16 protein-coding genes and 1 pseudogene are annotated in these 20,112 nt (G+C 31.4%); all 17 read right to left on the bottom strand.

Going from position 1 to position 20,112, the window contains the following annotated elements:
• Positions 1 to 46: 46 nt before the first annotated feature.
• Entirely contained in the window at positions 47 to 2,866 is a 2,820-nt protein-coding gene (gene uvrA, locus DES33_RS02320; protein ID WP_110057965.1) for an excinuclease ABC subunit UvrA, read from the bottom strand.
• 9 nt (positions 2,867 to 2,875) lie between these two features.
• Complete coding sequence (gene uvrB, locus DES33_RS02315) at positions 2,876 to 4,846, bottom strand: excinuclease ABC subunit UvrB (protein ID WP_110057964.1); 1,971 nt, start codon at positions 4,844 to 4,846, stop codon at positions 2,876 to 2,878.
• Between the two features lie 150 nt (positions 4,847 to 4,996).
• The gene (locus DES33_RS02310) at positions 4,997 to 6,247 is read right to left on the bottom strand and encodes a dicarboxylate/amino acid:cation symporter (protein WP_094207252.1); all 1,251 of its coding nucleotides are present in this window, start codon (positions 6,245 to 6,247) and stop codon (positions 4,997 to 4,999) included.
• Between the two features lie 414 nt (positions 6,248 to 6,661).
• On the bottom strand, positions 6,662 to 8,221 hold the full coding sequence (locus tag DES33_RS02305; RefSeq protein ID WP_110057963.1) for a cell wall-binding repeat-containing protein: 1,560 nt from the start codon (positions 8,219 to 8,221) through the stop codon (positions 6,662 to 6,664).
• Positions 8,222 to 8,240: 19 nt separating this feature from the next.
• Entirely contained in the window at positions 8,241 to 8,993 is a 753-nt protein-coding gene (locus DES33_RS02300) for a peptidylprolyl isomerase (protein ID WP_094224797.1), read from the bottom strand.
• Positions 8,974 to 9,831, bottom strand: a complete 858-nt coding sequence (locus DES33_RS02295; protein WP_094224798.1) for a CvfB family protein — start codon at positions 9,829 to 9,831, stop codon at positions 8,974 to 8,976. Before DES33_RS02295 ends, DES33_RS02300 begins: the two co-directional genes overlap by 20 nt.
• A 12-nt stretch (positions 9,832 to 9,843) precedes the next feature.
• Positions 9,844 to 10,734 carry a YitT family protein gene (locus tag DES33_RS02290; RefSeq protein WP_094224799.1) on the bottom strand — a complete coding sequence of 297 codons (891 nt, stop codon included), beginning with the start codon at positions 10,732 to 10,734 and terminating at the stop codon, positions 9,844 to 9,846.
• 115 nt (positions 10,735 to 10,849) lie between these two features.
• Complete coding sequence (locus DES33_RS02285; RefSeq protein ID WP_094207257.1) at positions 10,850 to 11,656, bottom strand: metal ABC transporter permease; 807 nt, start codon at positions 11,654 to 11,656, stop codon at positions 10,850 to 10,852.
• Positions 11,649 to 12,290: a metal ABC transporter ATP-binding protein gene (locus DES33_RS02280; RefSeq protein ID WP_094207285.1), complete on the bottom strand. Its 642-nt coding sequence runs from the start codon at positions 12,288 to 12,290 to the stop codon at positions 11,649 to 11,651. The genes DES33_RS02285 and DES33_RS02280 overlap by 8 nt, the downstream gene beginning before the upstream one ends.
• Before the next feature lies 1 nt (position 12,291).
• A complete protein-coding gene (locus tag DES33_RS02275) occupies positions 12,292 to 13,344 on the bottom strand; it encodes a metal ABC transporter solute-binding protein, Zn/Mn family (RefSeq protein WP_110057962.1) in 1,053 nt (350 codons plus the stop codon).
• 141 nt (positions 13,345 to 13,485) lie between these two features.
• Complete coding sequence (locus DES33_RS02270) at positions 13,486 to 14,052, bottom strand: hypothetical protein (RefSeq protein ID WP_094207259.1); 567 nt, start codon at positions 14,050 to 14,052, stop codon at positions 13,486 to 13,488.
• A gap of 11 nt (positions 14,053 to 14,063) precedes the next feature.
• Positions 14,064 to 15,377, bottom strand: coding sequence for a sensor histidine kinase (locus DES33_RS02265; RefSeq protein WP_094224801.1), 1,314 nt, complete (start codon positions 15,375 to 15,377; stop codon positions 14,064 to 14,066).
• Complete coding sequence (locus DES33_RS02260; RefSeq protein ID WP_094203785.1) at positions 15,374 to 16,030, bottom strand: response regulator transcription factor; 657 nt, start codon at positions 16,028 to 16,030, stop codon at positions 15,374 to 15,376. The genes DES33_RS02265 and DES33_RS02260 overlap by 4 nt, the downstream gene beginning before the upstream one ends.
• A 77-nt stretch (positions 16,031 to 16,107) precedes the next feature.
• A complete protein-coding gene (locus tag DES33_RS02255) occupies positions 16,108 to 17,484 on the bottom strand; it encodes an ABC transporter permease (protein ID WP_110057961.1) in 1,377 nt (458 codons plus the stop codon).
• 10 nt (positions 17,485 to 17,494) lie between these two features.
• On the bottom strand, positions 17,495 to 18,139 hold the full coding sequence (locus DES33_RS02250) for an ATP-binding cassette domain-containing protein (protein ID WP_110057960.1): 645 nt from the start codon (positions 18,137 to 18,139) through the stop codon (positions 17,495 to 17,497).
• Positions 18,140 to 18,149: 10 nt separating this feature from the next.
• Positions 18,150 to 19,427 carry an ABC transporter permease gene (locus DES33_RS02245; protein ID WP_110057959.1) on the bottom strand — a complete coding sequence of 426 codons (1,278 nt, stop codon included), beginning with the start codon at positions 19,425 to 19,427 and terminating at the stop codon, positions 18,150 to 18,152.
• 121 nt (positions 19,428 to 19,548) lie between these two features.
• Positions 19,549 to 19,932 (bottom strand): annotated as a pseudogene (locus tag DES33_RS02240) (hypothetical protein); the annotation flags it as partial.
• Positions 19,933 to 20,112 lie beyond the last annotated feature (180 nt).

Here is a 20,112-nt window from a genome sequence, read left to right as displayed (position 1 = left end):
AACTTTTATTATACACTAAAAATCAGAAGGTGATTATTACAAAAATTTAACGATTCAATTTTGGAGCCAAATATTGACCAGTATAAGAATTTTTCTTGCTAATTAATTTTTCTGGAGTTCCTTGGAAGATAACTTTTCCTCCACCATTTCCTCCTTCAGGTCCCAAATCGATAATATAATCCGCAACCTTAATAACATCTAAATTGTGTTCAATAACAATAACAGTATTTCCTTGATCAACAAGTCTTTGCAATACTTCAATTAATTTGTCAATATCTGCTGAATGAAGACCCGTAGTTGGCTCATCTAAAATATACACAGTTTTTCCTGTACTTTTTTTAGATAATTCACTGGCTAGTTTTACTCTTTGTGCTTCTCCTCCAGACAATTCCGTTGAAGATTGTCCTAATTTAATATAACCCAAACCTACATCTTGTAAAGTTTGCAATTTATTTTTTATAGGAGGGAAGTTTCTAAAAAATTCTAACGCTTCATCAATCGTCATATCTAACACGTCGGCGATATTTTTGCCTTTGTATTTTACTTGCAAAGTTTCTCTGTTGTATCTTTTTCCTTTACAAACATCACATGGAACATAAACATCTGGTAAAAAGTGCATTTCTACTTTTAAAGTTCCGTCGCCTTTACAAGCTTCACACCTTCCACCCTTTACGTTAAATGAGAATCTTCCTTTTTGATATCCTCTCATATTTGCTTCAGGTGTTGACGCAAACAAATCTCTTATCAAATCAAATACTTTTGTATAAGTCGCTGGATTACTTCTAGGCGTTCTACCAATCGGAGATTGATCTATTTGTACAACTTTATCCAAATTTTCAATTCCAGTAGCCGATTTGAATTTACCATTTTTCATCTTAGCATTATTCAAATCTCTGGCTAATTTCTTGTAGACAATTTCGTTAACTAATGAAGATTTTCCAGATCCTGAAACCCCAGTAACACAGTTGAAGCATGAAAGTGCAAATTTTGCATTTATGTTTTTAAGATTATTTTCTTTACAACCTTTAAATTCCAAATATCCATTTGGTTTTCGTCTTTGTTCAGGAACAGGAATTGCCAATTCGCCCGACAAATACTTCCCTGTAATTGATCTTTTTTCTTTTATAATATCATCAATAGTTCCACAAGCTACGATTTCGCCTCCATGAACACCAGCTCCCGGTCCGATGTCAACAAGATAATCGCATTCTTTCATCGTATCTTCATCGTGTTCAACTACAACCAAAGTATTTCCAATATCCGTCAAATTTCTAAGCGCTTTAATTAATTTGTCATTATCTCTTTGGTGAAGTCCGATTGAAGGTTCATCTAATACATACACAACGCCTACCAATGCAGATCCAATTTGTGTTGCCAATCTAATTCTCTGAGATTCTCCACCTGATAAAGTAGAAGCAGATCTATCCAAAGTTAAATAATCAAGCCCAACATCGTTCAAAAATTGAAGTCTGCTGATAATTTCCTTCAATATTTCATCTCCAATAAATTTCTTGGACTCTTCCAATTCCAAATCTTTGAACCATTGAAGAGAATCTTTTACAGGCATTTGACAAATTTCGTAAATATTTTTTTCATTTATGCGAACTGACAAATACTCATCTTTTAATCTAGCTCCATGACAATAATCGCATTCAACGTCAGTCATATACTCACCAATTTTTTGATGCATAGAATCTGTCGTGCTTCTATTGTATCTTTCTTCTAAGTTTTTCAAAACTCCTTCAAATTTACCGTTGAATTTTTTTCTTCCAGAAAAATGACTATCGAAAATAAATGAAAGATTTTTCTTTGATCCATTCAAGATTTCATTTATCATTTTCTTTGGAGCATCCTTAATTGGTTTGTCCAATGGAAAGTCATAAGAATCTGCGATTGCTTTTATTATTTCGAAATAATATCCACCTGGTTTCGAAGATTGATAAGGATCTATTGCGCCTTGTAAAATCGACAACTCTTTATTTGGAATTACCAAATCTTCATCAACTTTTTTATGAAAACCAAGTCCATTACAATGAGGGCACATTCCAAAAGGATTATTGAATGAAAAATCTCTTGGCTCTAATTCTTGGTAAGAAATATGTCCGTCTGGACAGCTCATTGATGTACTATAAGAAATTACATCTTTGCCAATAACATCAACTTTTACATTATTTTCAGACAATCTAAGAGCTGTTTCTATGGAATCTGTAAGCCTTGAATCAATTCCATCTTTAATTATGATTCTGTCGACAATTACATCAATATCGTGTTTTTTGTTTTTATCAAGTTCGATATCTTCTGCTAATTCAACTTGCTCACCATCCACAATCGCTCTTATGAATCCATCTTTTCTCAAATTTTGAAGAAGTTTCTTGAATTCACCTTTTTTGCCTTTTACTACGGGACTTAAAATTTGAATTCTGGAACGTTCCTCTAATTCTTTCACACTGTCTACAATTTGGTCGACAGTTTGGCTAACAATTTCTTTCCCGCAAACAGGACAATAAGCAGTTCCAACTCTTGCGAAAAGTAGTCTAAAATAATCGTATATTTCTGTAACAGTTCCCACTGTTGAACGTGGGTTGTTGTTAGTTGTTTTTTGGTCTATAGAAATCGAAGGCGACAATCCTTCAATGTACTCTACATCTGGTTTATCCATTTGCCCTAAAAATTGGCGTGCGTAAGAACTCAAAGATTCTACATATCTTCGTTGCCCTTCCGCATATATAGTGTCAAATGCCAAAGAAGATTTACCTGACCCACTCAATCCAGTGAACACGACCATTTTATTCCTAGGAATTGTAAGGTCCACATTTTTTAGATTATTCTCCTTAGCACCTTTTATAACAATTTTATCTTTGCTCATTTTGCTCCTTTAGTAAGTGTTTTTCAAATTCCTGATTTGATCTCTAAGTGTAGCAGCTCTCTCGAAATCCAATTCTTCTGCAGCTTTTAACATTTCTGTGTTCAAATTTTCAATAATAACTTCTATTTCGTCCTTTGAAAATTCCGTAACTTTATTAACATCATAACTTTCATTTTCTTCTGCCACGAAAGTATTTTGGATTCTTTTTCTAACAGATTTATTAATAGTAGTTGGAATAATGTTGTGTTCTTCGTTGTATTCTTCTTGTATTTCTCTACGTCTATTAGTTTCTGTGATAGCCACATCCATCGACCTAGTAATAGTATCACCGTACATTATAACGTGACCATTTGAGTTTCTAGCAGCTCTACCTATAGTTTGTATAAGAGAAGTCTCTGAACGTAAGAAACCTTCCTTATCAGCATCCAAAATCGCAATCAGAGAAACTTCTGGTAAATCCAATCCCTCTCTCAGAAGGTTAATTCCTACCAGTACATCGTATTTTCCTTCTCTCAAATCTCTTATAATTTCCATTCTTTCAATTGTATCAATATCTGAATGCAAATAAGTTACTTTTATATCCAAATCTTCAAGATAACGTGTCAAGTCTTCACTCATCTTTTTAGTAAGAGTTGTGATAAGAACACGTTCACCTTTTTCAATAGTTTTATTGATTTCACTAACCAAATCGTCGATTTGTCCTTTAGTAGGACGAACCTCAATTTTTGGATCTAGTAATCCCGTAGGTCTAATAATTTGTTCAACCACTTCATTAGTTTTTGCTTTTTCATACTTTCCTGGAGTTGCCGACACATATATTACTTGATTCATCATCGATTCAAATTCGTTGAATCTCAAAGGACGATTGTCCAATGCAGATGGCAATCTGAACCCATAATCAACCAAGCTAGTTTTTCTGGACCTATCTCCTTCGTACATGCCTCCGATTTGTGGAACAGTAACGTGTGATTCATCAATCATTGTCACGAAATCTTTTGGGAAATAGTCGATAAGAGTGTAAGGTCTGCTACCAGGCTTTCTCTGAGACATATGTTTTGAATAGTTTTCTATTCCTGTACAAAATCCCATTTCTTTTAACATTTCTATATCGTATCTAGTTCTTTGCTCTAGTCTTTGAGCTTCCAATAGTTTATTATTGTCTTTAAAGTATTTTAATCTATCTTCTAATTCTTCTTCAATAGTTACGATAGCTTTTTCGACTTTTTTCTGAGTCGTTGCATAGTGACTTGCAGGATAAATCGCAACGTGATTTCTTTCCCCTACAATTTCTCCAGTCAAAGCATCAATTTCAGTAATTCTATCTATTTCGTCACCGAAAAATTCTATCCTAACGCTTTTTTCTCCACTCGATGCTGGGAAAATATCCAAGCTATCTCCTCTTACTCTGAAAGTTCCTCTGGTAAAATTAATGTCATTTCTAACGTATTGAATGTCAATTAATTTTTTCATAACTTCAGTTCTATCTTTTTCCATTCCTGGACGCAAAGATATAACCAAATTTTCGTAATCAATAGGATCTCCCAAACCATAAATACAAGATACAGAAGAAACTATAATTACATCTCTTCTTTCGAATAAACTCATCGTAGCACTGTGGCGAAGCTTGTCCAATTCTTCATTGATACTTGAATCTTTTTCAATATAAGTATCTGATTGAACCACGTATGCTTCTGGTTGATAATAATTGTAATAAGAAACGAAAAATTCAACCGCATTTTCTGGGAAAAATTCTCTAAACTCACTAGCCAATTGATATGCCAAAGTTTTGTTGTGAGCTATAACCAGAGTTGGTCTTTGAACTTTTTGAATAATATTCGCCATCGTAAAAGTTTTACCTGAACCAGTAACACCTTTTAAAATCTGATGATTTTTTCCATTTTCCAAACCATTTGCAAGTTTATCAATCGCTTGTGGTTGATCACCTGTTGGCTTGAATTTTGAATGTAATTTAAATTCCATAACTCACCCCTTGAACATATGTTTTACTTTAACATTATATATCATCTGTGTATTTAATTCAATAAATAATAATTCGTGTTCATTCTCGAAAAAACAAAAAAATTTCCTAAACAAAAAGCTAGGCTCACAGAGCCTAGCCAAATATTTTTATTATAAATCTTCTTCATTTATCACTTTTTCATTGAAACCGTCTTTATACTCATCATTTTTTACAATATGTCTGTTAAATATTTTATCGATAGCCACTGAAATAGCAGTATCTCCAGAAATATTTGCAGCAGTTCCAAATGAATCCTGTGTCAAATAAAGTGTCATCAACAATGATGCAAGTTCACCTTCAGATGGAATTCCAACTACTGGCAAAAATGGCAATGCACTCATAATTGCTCCACCTGGAGCTCCTGGAGCAGCAACCATAGCTATCCCAAGAATTGCCATATATTTTAACATTAGTAAATAAGAATGTCCCATTCCATACATTGTTAAAATTGTAAAAGTACAAGCTGTAATTGTAATCATTGAACCTGGCATATGAACAGTAGCTCCCAATGGAATTACAAAATCTCTAATACTTTTACTTACTGAATTTTGCTTAGCACATTCCAAGTTTACTGGAATTGTTGCAACAGATGATTGAGTTCCTATCGCTGTTAAATATCCTTTTACTTGATTTCTGATTAACTTTACAGGATTTTTCTTCGTGTAAGTACCACTTATTATAAATAATACAGAAACATATATTAAGTGAAGTGCAATTACGCATAAGAATATCTTCCAGAAAATTGAAAGAACTGCAAATACAGATCCAGTGAATGCCATTTTTGAGAAATTACCAAAAATAAAGAAAGGTAACAATGGTACAATTGCAGTTGACAATACTTTTGTGATTATGTCATTAAATTCTGAGATTAAATTGTAGCAATATTCTCCTTCACCGTGTTTTCTTAACCATGATATTGAAATCCCCATCATAAAAGCAAAAATAATTGATGAAGTTACATCAAAAAATGGTTTGATTGGAATTTCAAAAAACGGATCCATGCCTATCTTAGTTGAGGCTTGAATCTTAGAAACTTGGTCTGGACTTATAAATGCTGGGAATACATTTGAGCTCATAACATATGATAATGACCCACCAATAAGAGTAGATGCATAAGCAATTACAACAGTTACTAATAATAATTGTCCAGCTCCCTCTCCAAGATCAGCAATTCCCTTTGTTACAAAAGCAATAATCATAAGTGGAATAACAAAGTTTAGAAATGCGCCGAACATTGATGAGAATGTTACAGCAGTCTTCACGAACCATTGAGGCATATACAAACCAGCTAAAGTACCTAATCCAATCGCGATTAATAATTTTGGTATTAATCCTAGTTTTTTCTTTTCAGTTTTACTCATTTTCTTTAAATCACTCCTTATTTTATGTTGTTTTATATGTAAAATACATATTGCATTTTAAACCCAAATTATTTTACAATACAATTTAAAAAAGAGCAAGTAATTCAATAGATTTTTAACAGATTTATTTAAATTTTGTTATATTCTTGGTTTTATTTTATTTTAATAACGTATATAAAATCACTAATATCATAATATTTTATCAAACTGCCGTAATTTCCCACTATTTTTAATGTAAAAAAAGAGACTCATACTGCCCCCAATCTTACAATAATCTGTAAATATTGTGTTAGGGTCATATTATGAATCTCGTATATTTTTTATTAAATTGCAAAAATTAAATATTTCTTTTAATTTATATTTCGATTTCTTGTCAATATTATAACATCATATAATTTTAGATAAAATCTGATATCAAATTCCGAATATTTGAACTGCGTAATATCTGTCATAAGTTTGATCAGAATCTTCGTAATATGCTTTTGTAACGAATACTTTTATTTTAACTCTTGTGAACACTTCTCTCAACATATTCTCATTATGTCCTTCAGAATTTTTCCAAGCTTCCATTGCACCGCTAGCAGTGTATGGCCCATTATAGATATTTTCTCCATTGATGTTAGAAATATCTGTTACCAATCCACCTCTTGGTCTAACGTGTTCAAATAAATGAACAATTTCAGTTGCCCTTGTTTTTGCAACTGGTGATAATGAATTATCTTGTTTTAATGCTTTTAATCCATTTTCTTTGCGATATTGATTCAAAAGTCTTAGTATTTCATCCGCCATTTCGTTATCGTAATGACCACGTACCATTACAATTGTATCATCACTGATTTGAACAGGAAATTCTTGTTCATTTTCTAATCCTGGCAATGGCTTTGTACGTTTTATTTTCTTGCCTGGATATTTTGGATCAGTTGTAATGGTTTCGTCTGAATCGTTATATAAAATCAAATTTTTTACTTCTTCAGATACTGTCTTTTTTCCACCTACAATGAACATTTCTTCAAAAGAATTACTACCGATGTAGGATTTTACATCACTTGTAATGGATGATTTTGAAACCAATAGTATTGGTGCTTTTAGCTTTTGTGAAAGTGGTGCCGCTACCAATGCATCTACAAAAACCTCCCCACTAGCAAATATCGCTTTAGTTGGTGCAGTAAAACTTGCGTTTGCAACTCTGACAGATGTCATATATCTGTTAGAGCCAAATATTCTTTGTGGTTCGACATTAGTAATAGCTTTGATTTCTTGTAGCACTTTGTCAGAAACTGTATTTTGTCCACCAACTACAAATATTTTTCCTATATTTCCTTTATAGAAAGATTGTAAATAATCTTTTGTGTCGCTAGAAATCTTGTTTTTTGATACCAATAATATTGGTGCATTGTGTTTTTGTGCTAAAGACGTAGCGTTAATAGCATCTGCAAATACTTCTCCACTAGCTACAACCAGGTTTTGTTTTTCAGCACTTTTGCTAGAGAACTTTTCAGAAACTATTTTTGAGTTAACCACATATCTATCATATCCTGCATATCTTACAACTTTTATTTTTAAATCATTTTCAATATGATTTTGTACATCCTTACTTACAGATTTTTCCCCACCTATAATTATAACCTCATCCAAATCTTTTGATTTCAAAAGCTCTTCAGTAGAATCATCTAATTTGTCTGGAAAAGTGTACAATATTGGAATTTCTCCCTGACTCATGACAGTAGAACTGATATTGTCAGGAAATTTTGTAGCTGATACAAGCAATACTTTTTTAGAGTTTTCATAATAATCTTCCATCACTTTATTTGCAACGGCAAATCTATCTCGCCCTTCAATTCTATTCATAGTTGACTCTACTTTTTTAGGACTTGCATTATCATCTTGTTCCTTCGCAAATACAGCAGTACCTGTACTAAATACCATACTAAATGTTAGACATAAAGCTACTATCTTCTTCTTAAGATTATTCATTTAACTTCTCCATTTGTTATTAATAAAATTTTTCGATTTTGTATTCTTTTTGTAATTTGTCTGTAGCGTCTATATATGCTTGTTGTTGTCTCAATTGTAATAGTGTTTGTTTAACTTCATTCTTAGCTTCTTCAAAAGATTTTACTTTTCCTTCAGTTTTATCGTTAATATTAATAATGTGATAACCGAATTGCGTTTTAACAGGTCCTACGATATCTCCGATTTCATTTTCAATCAAAGCATTTTCAAATTCCTTAACCATTTGACCTTGTTGAAATGTTCCCAAATCTCCACCTTGTTCTTTTGATGGACATGTAGAATACTCTTTTGCTAATTGTGCAAAATCACCATCGTTATCGATTTTTTCTTTAATTTCGTTAGCCAAATCTTCAGATTCAACTAAAATGTGAGAAGCTGTGAATGTTGGTTGAACTTTGAAATTATCTTTGTGGTTTTCATAATATTCCTTCAAATCTTCATCTGATACTCTAACAGAATTGATTATGTTAGCCATAGCAAAATCCTTCAACAATTCTTCGGATTGTTTTTTAACTTCTTTTACATATATTTCATCTTTATCTAAGCCAGATTTCTTAGCATCAAAGAATAAAAGTTTTCTGTTGATTAATTCATCAGTTAATCTTTTTCTTCCTTCTTCGTTATTGAATTGTGCTCCTCTATAACCTAAAGCTTGAATAAAATTATCAACTTCTGATTGTTTAATTTCTTCACCATTTACTACTGCTAATACTTTATCTTTGTTGTCTTCCATTATTACCTCTCCCTTTACTAGTTAATTTTATTCCGTCTTTATAAAATTGTATCATATTTTCTTTTAATAGTCTTCCAACAGCTCTTTTGAAACTGGATTTTGACATATTAAATACAGATTTAATTCTATTGGCGTCTGTTTTATCGTTAAAATTAATGAATCCATCTGAGTTTTTAAGTTCTTCCATAATAACATCAGCATCTGATGAGATATGCTTATATGCAGGTTCAAAAAATGACAAATCTAATTTTCCATCAGACTTCACATCTGTAACTCTACATTTGACCTCTTCTCCAAGGTCTACAACGCCCGTTAATTCACTTGCAGGAATAAGTCCTTCGTATTTATTGTCTACAGCTACAAAAGCTCCTAGACCGTCCACTATGTTGTATATAACGCCTTCTACCCAATCGTTCTTAACATAACCACTGTCGTTTTTCAATAAATTTTTAATTCTCATAGTAAGTGCCAATCTGTTCGACTTATCAATATACAAATACACTAAATATTTTTGACCTTTTACCAATTTTGAAGTTTGTTCCTTAAATGGCAACAAAATATCCTTATCTAAGCCACAATCTAAGAAAGCACCAATTCTAGTAATGTCTTTTACTTCTAGTCTTGCAATCTTACCAAATTCAATCTTAGGTTGCTTCTTCGTTGCCATTAGTTTTTTATTGTCATTGTAAATGAATACATCGACAACATCGCCAACTTTTTCTCCAGAAAGTTCATCTACATTCATTCTAACAAAATTATTTTCGTTGTCTTTTTTCAACAAAACTTCCGTATTTATCTTATCAATTTTTAAATTCTCTCTTTGTCCTAATTTATACATTTCTTCTCCATTCTAACTCATTCCACCAGGAAGTATTTCAAGCTCTGGATTATCCACTGGATCGTAAGTAAATCCTTCACCAAGCACTTCACTTACATACGAAATACATACGAATGCTTTAGGATCAATAGATTTCACGTAGTTTTTAATCTTAATATACTCTCCTCTTGAAACAATCGTATTAATAACAAATTTTTCATTATCAGAAAAACCACCAACTGCTTTATAAATAGTGGATCCTCTTGAAATTTGATCTATAATATAAGCGTTAATTTCCTTGTATTTATCGCTCGTTATCATCATATTTACCCTTGTATTTAGACCAGCGATAGCCTTGTCAATGACAATTGAGTTGATACAAATACCAAGCATTGCATACATTCCACTTTTTGTTCCGAAAGTATACATACCAAGTAACACAACAAAAAAGTCTGCTACAAGCATACATTTGCCCACATCAATTGAAAAATATTTTCTGATTATCATTGCGATAATATCCGTACCGCCAGTCGATGCACCTTGGTTGATAACCAATGCCATACCAGCAGCGGAAATAATAATTCCAAAAATCAAATTAATCAAAATATCATCAGTTAAAGGTTTGAAATTTGGTAGCAAAATTTCAAGTAACGTCGTTGAACTTGCAAAAATAAATGAACAATATATCGACAAAACCCCAAAGCTTTTTCCCAAAATAATAAACGCTATAATATACAAAATAGTATCCATAATCATAACGAAAATACCCGTTGGAATTTGTGGAACAAAAGCATTCAAGCTAATCGCGATACCAGAAATTCCACCAATCGTTAAATTAAAAGGCATTATAAAAAAGAAAAAGCCAAAAGTAAGTATTAATGTTCCCAATGTTAATATCATTATTTTTTTAATCATTTTATTCATGCTATCGCCTCCTATCATTTTATTATACTTGTAAAAATTGCAAATTACAACGTTTTATACACCAAAAAACACCACAAAACAAATTAATTCAAAATTCATAATGCAGTGTTTACAGTTAATTATTTTTTCTAAATTTATTTACTATCATCAAAATTATCAGAACTAAAAGTCCTGTCAACACAATTGAGCCACCTGGTTTTAATTGAAAATAATAAGACATATTGATACCTATAATCGTAAACAATACTCCAAATAGCGATGAATTAATCACAGTTCTTTTAAAAGAATGAGAAACCATTATTGCACAAGACACAGGAATAACCATCAAGCTTGAAACCATAAGTGCACCGACAGTTCTAGACGCAATAGCAACAGTGATAGCTATCAAAAAAGTAAATATTTTATTGATAAGTCCTACGTTGATATTGGACAATCTAGCTCCATCTTCATCAAAAATAATATACACTAATTTTTTGTACAACAGCACATAAGTCACAATAACAATAAAACTCACAATAATTACTGTGTACAATTCAATATCTGGAATAGCTACAATAGATCCGAACATAAATGATTGAAAATTCGCAGCGCCAGGAACAAAATCTGACAAGATTGCCGCAAGTCCAATACCGCTACTCATCACAATCGCAGTTGACAAATCAGAACTCTTGGCAAAGTTTTTTCTGATGATTTCTATTCCAAAAGCTGCAATCACGCATACGAAAATCGCCGCTATAACAGGATTTATTCCAAAAATAAGTCCCAAGGCAACACCAGCTAAGGAACTGTGACTCAAAGCATCTCCTACCATGGAGTTTTTCTTGTTAACGACAAAGGTTCCTATCAAAGGAACAATAATTGACACTAGTATCCCCACGATAAAAGCTCTTCTCATAAAATCATAAGAAAACATCTCAAACATGTTTCACCTCAACAAATTCATTATCCAATCTAAAAATCCTGTTAAAATAATCTTTAGTAAAATCCAGCTCATGAGTAACCACCAGAATCGTTATATTATGATGAATATTCAAATGCTTCAACAAATCAAACAGATTTTCCTTGCTTCGTTGATCTAGTCCTGCAGTAGGTTCGTCAAAAATCAAAATTTGTGGATCGTTAGCCAACGCCTTTGCAATCATGACTCTTTCCTGTTCTCCACCGCTCATCTTATTGTAGTCGTAATTTTTCTTATCTTTCATTTCTACAATAGACAACGCGTTTTCGATTTTTTCATTAGCTTTCATATTCTCATCATCGCTTACATTCATAGCCACGATTTCCCATGCAGTAATAGGAAAAGAAATGCTCTTTTCGTGATTATTTTGAGGAACATATCCAAAACTAAAATTGTCCCTTCCTCCGGCAAATTTAATCTCACCACTATCTGCTTTCAGAAATCCTAAAATAAGTTTCAATAACGTAGATTTACCGGAGCCATTAGCTCCGGTTATCCCTACGAAATCTCCCTTTTCGATATTAAAATTTATATCCCTTAATAGTTTTTCGTTTCTATACGAAAAATTCAAATTTTCTACACTAATTATACTATTCATATTATTTTGCTTGTGAGATTGCATCCAAGTTTTTCTCTAACAATGAAAAATAATTGTCCTTTCCATCTTCGATATCTTGAGTCTTAGCTTCTATCGTGGACAAACCAGCAGTTTTTGCGTTGATTTCCTTAGCCAAAGAATTTGCAATCTTATCGCTTTCTCCCATTTCATAAAATACTGTATTTATCTTATGTGATTTTGCGAAATTAGTCAATTCTTTCATCTTATTTAAATCAGGTTCTGAATCTGAATTAATACCCTCAATAGGTACTTGTTTTATTTCATAATCTCTAGCTAAATATCCAAAAGCTTCATGTGGCACGATGAAATATTTGTCCTTTTGTGGTGCCAAAACTTCAGCGTATTTTTTGTCTAATTCTTCAAACTTTTTATCTAATTCTTTGTAATTCTTTTCATAGAAATCTTTGTTTTCAGAGTCAAATTTAATAATAGCTTCATACACATTTTTCATTTGAATTCTAGCTTGTTTTGGACTCATCCAAACATGTGGATCAAATTCACCGTGGTGATGATGTTCATGATCATGTCCGTGTTCTTTTTCTTCGTGATAATGATCGTGACCTTTTTCTTCGTGGTCATGGTCGTGGTCGTGTTCTTCATGGTCGTGGTCGTGGTCTTCTTCAGCTTTAATCTTATCAATATTTGTAGATGAATCAACTATTTCCGTGTTTTTTAAACTAGATTTAACATCTTCTAACCAACCTTCCAATCCAAGACCGTTAACAATAAGCATCTTTGAATCAGATAAATTTTTAATATCTTGTGCAGTTGGTTCCCAATCATGAACTGTAGCGCCTTTTGGCATAACATTTACCACTTCAATTTTATCCTTAGCGATTTCTTTTGCCATATATTCAATCGGATAAAAACTAACATATAATTTCTTTGAATCTGACTTTTCAGTTGATTTGTCATCACTTTTTTCTTTTTGTTCTTGTACTTTTTGATTGTTAACATCATTGTTTTGTCTAGTACATCCTGATGCCACACCAATCATAAGAGCTAATAATAATATTCTATAAATTTTTTTCATAAACCCTCCAAATAATAATTTATTAATGCAAATTATTTGCATTATCATTTTAGAGTGTTTTTATTATTTTGTCAAGGATTATATAAAAATTAAAAAGCTCTTCTTATTTTCTTTAAGAAGAGCTATGCTATTTTATTCTATTTAATTTAAATCTTCTTCTATCTCGTCGATTATTTCTTGTGGTGTTTTGTCTTCAAAAAATGAAGGATCCATATGTGTTAAGAAGTGCCATTCATCTTTTTCGTTTTTTCTGTAGACTATTGCTTCTCCATCTTCTGATCCGAAGTAAGCCCTGTCTACGTCATATCCTTTTTCTTGCAAGTATTTTTTTACTTCGTTGTAGGATTTTTCTCTTGCTTCAATATAAGTTTTCACATCTTTGTTAGCTATTACATAAGCGTCTACTCTCGTAGAACTATCTACTATTCCATTTCCTTTTTCTGAAAGATTCGGAATTTCTTTCCAAAATATTTCCGCTTTTCCTTCTTCTGTAAACATGAATTTGGTTATTGGAATTATATTTCCATTGTATTCTAGTTCAACGTATTCACCTAGTTTTTCAGGAATGATATATTCATATACAAACCCATCTTCTTCTGTGATTTCGTAGCAGTTTGTTTTCTTGATAAATTCTCTTCCTTCTTCAATTGTGTCAAATAACGCTAATTCTGTCGCTTCACCATTTTGATTCAATTCTAAAATATACATTTTGTTCTCCTTTATAACTTGATTTTGAATGTTACGTTTTCTTCTTGTGTTTCAATGATTGCATCGATTTTGTAATTATTTAATAAATTTCCCACGATATACAACCCAAGTCCATTGCTGTTTTCTTTATTCAAATCACAATTCACATCAAACACTTTAGTGGTATCTAATTCGCTTGCCTTTGCGCAAGTATTAATTACTTCAAACCATTCTCCATCTGATTTGATAGTAATTGTCCCATATTCATCAGTGTATTTTACGGCGTTTCCAATCACATTAGATAGTATTATTTTAAGTGCTGATTTACCAATAAAAATCGTTTCATCTGTGATCTGATTGTCGATTGTGATGTGTTTTTGATTTGCAATTACTTCCTGCTTATTAATTATATCATTTAATATTGGTAAAATCTCTACATTTTCTTCGTCATTCTTTAGATTTTCAATTGATGACAATGTTAGTATTTGCGAAATACTATGTGATAATCCATCAATTATTTTAAGAGATTCGTCAATGTACAAATCCCTGTTTTTGTATTTTCCTATGTTGTACTTCATATTTTCCAAAATTATTTTGAGGCTCGCTACAGGAGTTTTGAGTTCGTGTGATGCTCCTCTAAAAAAGTCATATTTTAGTTTTTCAAGTTTGATAATTTCTTCGTTTTTTGATTCTAAATCGTCAATGGAATGTAACAATGTAGTGTACAAATCATTGATTTGCACTTTTAACTGTCCAATCTCATTGGTAGAATCTACTTCCAGTAGTGCGTTTTTGTCCCTATTCATCATTTTGTCAGTAATATGTTTTATTTCTTGTATATTATTGTTGATTAACTTAGCATAAATTAATGAAATGATTGCTGAGAAAAACATAGAAATTAAAAGCGAAAACGGAAGAAATCTTAGACTCAAATTCTTGGCATCTTTTTTCATATCAGCTGTTGATACGAATTGAAGTGAGATTTTCTCTCCAGTGTTAATTGTAATATCTCGTTCTTCAATTATAAGTGAATTGTTTTCACTTTTTTTGTCAAAATCGATGATTTCTTTGATTTGTAATTCGTTGTCGTTGTTTTTATTCTTAACATAAGCTTTAATGTCGTTATTATTAGAATAAAAATCCAAAGACTGTGTAACATATCCTATATCTTTATTTGTTAATGTCTTGGATATTTCATTTGCTTTTTTATTTATCTCTTGTTTTCTATCTTCCAAATATGTTTTAGGAAATATTAAAAACACCATAAAATGTATAAACAAAACGGTGAGCGTTAATGCTGTAAATATTTGAAGGAACATTTTCGGAAATATTTTTAAATTTTTCATTTTCTCTCCAATTTATAGCCAACGTTTCGGATGGTTACTATGCAATCTAGTTGCAATTTTTTACGTAATTCTTTTATGTAAACATCAATTACTCTGTCAAATGGTATTTCGTCGGTTTCTTTCCATACACTATCGATTATTTGCATTCTCGTGAGTGCTTGACCTTCATTTTCTATCATATATTTGAGTATTTCTAGTTCTTTGGCATTTATATCAACTTTTTCACCATTTATTTTAGCAGTGTAGCTTGTGAAGTTAACTTCGGTGTTTTTGTAATTAAATGTTTCATTATTTCCATAATGTTTTTTAATTAAAGATTCTATTCTAACTTTGAGAACAGGAAGTGAGAATGGCTTTTCAATGTAGCCATCTGCTAAGCTTGTAAATGCGTTGATTTTATATTCTTCATCACTGAATGCAGTCAACATTATAGCTGGAATATCACTTGTTTCTCTGATTTTTTTGAGAACTTCAAGTCCATTTATGTATGGAAGTTGAATGTCTAATATTGCTAAGTTGATTTCGTTATTTTCAAATATGGATATGGCTTGTTTCCCGTCTTCTGCTTGATATGTTTTGTATCCAAATTCAGACAAAAATTCACAAATTCCTTCACGTATCATTTTGTCATCTTCTACTACAAGTAAGTTCATAATTTATTCCTCTCTTTTATTTATTATACAATATTTATTTTAATTACAAAATTATCGGAGCATATGCCCCGATAATTTTACTTAGTATCTATTAATAAATCTTTTGGATTTTTCCTAAGAATATTTGTTGATGAAATAATCAATGATATGAGCAACACAATTGTCATGAATACTACTACATAAACTAAGGCTTTTGATGAAATGTTAATATCTAGACTTGTCAATGTTTTATTGAATCCATCAACTTCAGCACCGCTACCAAGTCCAGTTGACGCTGATTGCTTGGCGATTTTTTCTGCGATATTTCCTGTAACTTTTTGTAGTATATTATTTCCAATTTTATCTCCTGCAAATCTAGCCAAGAAGAATGAACCAATGTAAGCCGGTACAACAACTAACAATAATTCTGTGACAAATTGTCCGAATATTTTCGCTTTGGACATGCCTAACGACAACAATACTGCAATCTCTTTCTTCCTTGCGTTCATCCATAAGAACAATAATAAAGCTACTACCAATCCTGCAAATGCAAGTGATCCTACAAATAATTTATCTGCTATTGCATATATTCCACTGATTGATTCTTGTAATGCTGGATAGTTTGATGAACTTTTTATTAAATTATATTCTTGCCAATTGATATCAAGTTTGGAAAGATTTTTCATGACATCTTCTAGTTTTTTGTTACCTTTTACGAAAAATGTAGCGTCTTGATAGACAGCACTATCTTCGGTGTTACCGTATACTTTGGCTGCCGTATTCAAATCAGTAATCAATGTGTTTTCGTACAATTCTTGTGCGGCGCTCACACCTCCATTATTGTGTCCATCAAACAAACCTTTAATTGTAACTTCTACTGTTTCATTGGCTTGTTTTTCATTATCTGCATCAAACAAATTGGATTTTAATTTTAATTTGTCACCTATTTTCAAATTGTTTTTGGCTGCCAAATCTTTGTGCATAAGAATCTTATTCTTATCATCATTTTTCAAGTGCTCCCCTTCTACCAATTTATATGCTCCAGATACAAATTTTGTTTCCTTGGATGATTCATTAACTCCAGTCAACATTACAGTGCTTTTAAAATTTTTAGCACGTTCTGGGGATTGGTTTGCCAAAGTTTCTTGTGTTTCAATTATATCCAATCCATCCAGATCAGCCACGCTATTTATTCTTTTTACATAGCTTTCAATATCAGGTGAGTCTGTGATTTTTTTGATGTCTTGTCCTTTGACATTTCCACCGCCTCTTGGTGTTCCTGGATTTACTTGTCTGTTAATTTCCATTGAAAAACTGTTGGTAATATTTCCAAATGTTTTTTCTGAAGCTTTGTCAGTGGCATCTTTGATGGATAAACTAATCAAACTTAAAGCTGACATCAACATTATTACAATTAATATAATTATCGATTTGAGACTTTTTCTAGTTACATAAGCAAATGCGTTTTTTATCATAATTTCCTCCCTAAATATTGTCAACTACTTCTTGTAGTTTTCTATCTTTTAATTCAAGAACAATATCTGCTGCTTTTGCTACTTCTTTACTATGAGTAACAACTATTACGCATTTGTTTCTTTCCATTGCGAGTTGCTTCAATATATCTATAATTTCACCAGCAGTCACATCATCCAAGTTTCCAGTAGGCTCATCTGCCAATATGATTGGTGCTTCTGAAACTAAAGCCCTCGCTATCGCAACTCTTTGTTGTTGTCCACCAGAAAGTTTCATAACATTTCTTCTTGTTTGACTTTTATCCAATCCTAATTCCAATAAAATATCTTCTGATGCATTTTTATTTACTAATCTTATATTTTCAAGAGGAGTTAGATAATCTATTAAGTTATAGTTTTGAAAAACTAACGATATATTGTTTTTTCTATGATAGCTGTGTCCTTTTTCTTCGATGTTGTTGTTTTTGAATAAAATTTGACCTGTATCTGGTGAATCTAATCCAGCCAATAAAGATAAAAGTGTTGACTTACCAGTACCTGATTTCCCAATTATTGCATAAAATCTTCCTTGTTCAAATCCTCTGTTAACTAATGACAAAACTTCTTCGTTTGAACTTGAATAACTGTATGATACGTTTTTGATTTCTAAAATATTCATTTTATATCTCCTAACTTATTTGTGATAATATTTGTTTTGGTTTTTTGATTAATATCATTATCGATGCGATAATCACAGAAACTGCTATTATTAATAGAAGCAATCCGTAGCTTTTGATAAACACTTCTAATTTATCTGATATTTTAGTAATTAATAGGCTACCTGTAAATGATGCATTTTCCGATTCTGTTATTCCTGATGCAATTAGTTTGATAATGAAATCTCCACTAATGAACGATAAAACTGCCGCAGGAACGGATACAAATACAAGCTCCATGATGAATTGTCCTATGATTTTAGATTTACTAAAGCCAATTGATAAAAGTATTCCTATTTCGTAAATTCTTTCTCTTAGCCATAATATTAAAATCAACGATAAAACTACAAGTCCTGCAACCATTATGGAATATGTCATCATCTGTATGATGTGCTTAACGCTGTTTATCGAATCAATAGCTTCTTTGAATGCATTGTCATCTTTTTCGATAATGTATTTCGAAGAATTCCCAGTTTGGTTTTTGATTTTAGTTACTATATTATCCATTGAATCTGAATTCTGTGTGTAAACAGATATTTTATTGGCAATTTTGTTACCGTCTTTTATATTCAACGAATTTTGAGCTGAATTGTAATTCACAAACATTGAGTTTTCACTAAAATCAGAAGACAAACCTGTATATTTTTCTTGTTTTTTTCCTGAAAATATTCCAACTATCTCATATTTTGTCTCTTTATTTGTATCTCCATTTCCATTCATATTCATGAACTTTAGACCTATTTTGTCGTGAAGTTTGAGCTTGTTTTTCTTTGCAAATTCTTCATGAACTAGAATCTTATTGTCATCATTTTTATCCAAATTCTTGCCTTGTTTTATAGTAAACACGTTACTTGTGAACAATGTGTTACGTTTTTGATCTGTCATAGCATCTATCGATACTAAATTTTTCATATTTGTAGACAAATCTTCACGCATAACTTTCTGATTACTTTCAACGACATTGGTATTTGTTGCGTTGGCTAATCCCTCATAATGATATGAAACCTCTTTTATATCTTTGATCTGTTTCAATTTGTCAAATTCTTTTATATCAAAATATCCGTTATTGTCTTTTTTCGTTATTGAAATAGATGAATTCGATGTTTCATACAGTGATTTCTCCAGTGTTTTCTGTGATTTCGTTATACTCAAACAAGCATACAAACATGATAAGACAAGTGTTAGAATTATAAGTATTATCAAAGATCTATTTCTTTTTCTTGTTATATAAGCAATCGCATTTTTTATCATAAATATCTCCTTAACTTTGTTACATGTATATGTTACAAAAGTTTTATGAAATGTATATGAAATTCATAGCAATAAAAAAAGACGACAGAATATATTTCTATCGTCTAAGGATTTTATTTAATTAATAAATTTTTGATCCTGCTGGAATATTTGAATCTAACATTATAAGATTCAATACTTCTTCTCCATCATATTCGCAAATTGCAGATAAAAGCATTCCGCAAGATTCTTCACCCATCATTTTTCTTGGTGGTAAGTTAGTGATTGCAAGTAATGTTTTACCTACTAAGTCTTCTGCGCTGTAGTAGTTTTTAATTCCTGATAATATGATTCTGTCTTTTCCAGATCCATCATTCAATGTAAATTTTAATAATTTCTTGGATTTTGGAACTTCTTCACAAGATTTTACTTTTACTACTCTGAAATCAGATTCTGAGAATTTGTCAAAATCTACAAAATCTTCAAATAATGGTTCAACTTTCACTTTTGATAAGTCCAATTTCTTAGCTTTTGTATTGTCTTCACCATCTTTTGAATTGCTAGAAGAATTACTTCCAATTGGCTTCATTGTTGGGAAAATCCCCTTTACTTTAGATAATTGTCTAAATCTCTATAAAAGTCTATTTTATGGTACTTCTCCATTTACGACAATTTGCTAACTCTCTATAAGTGCCTATAGATTTCT

Origin of the sequence: Finegoldia magna (assembly GCF_003182075.1) — a bacterium.
GTDB classification, from domain to species: domain Bacteria; phylum Bacillota; class Clostridia; order Tissierellales; family Peptoniphilaceae; genus Finegoldia; species Finegoldia magna.
The sequence above is the reverse complement of the archived record's forward strand: the minus strand, read 5'-3'. Positions and strand labels throughout refer to the sequence as shown.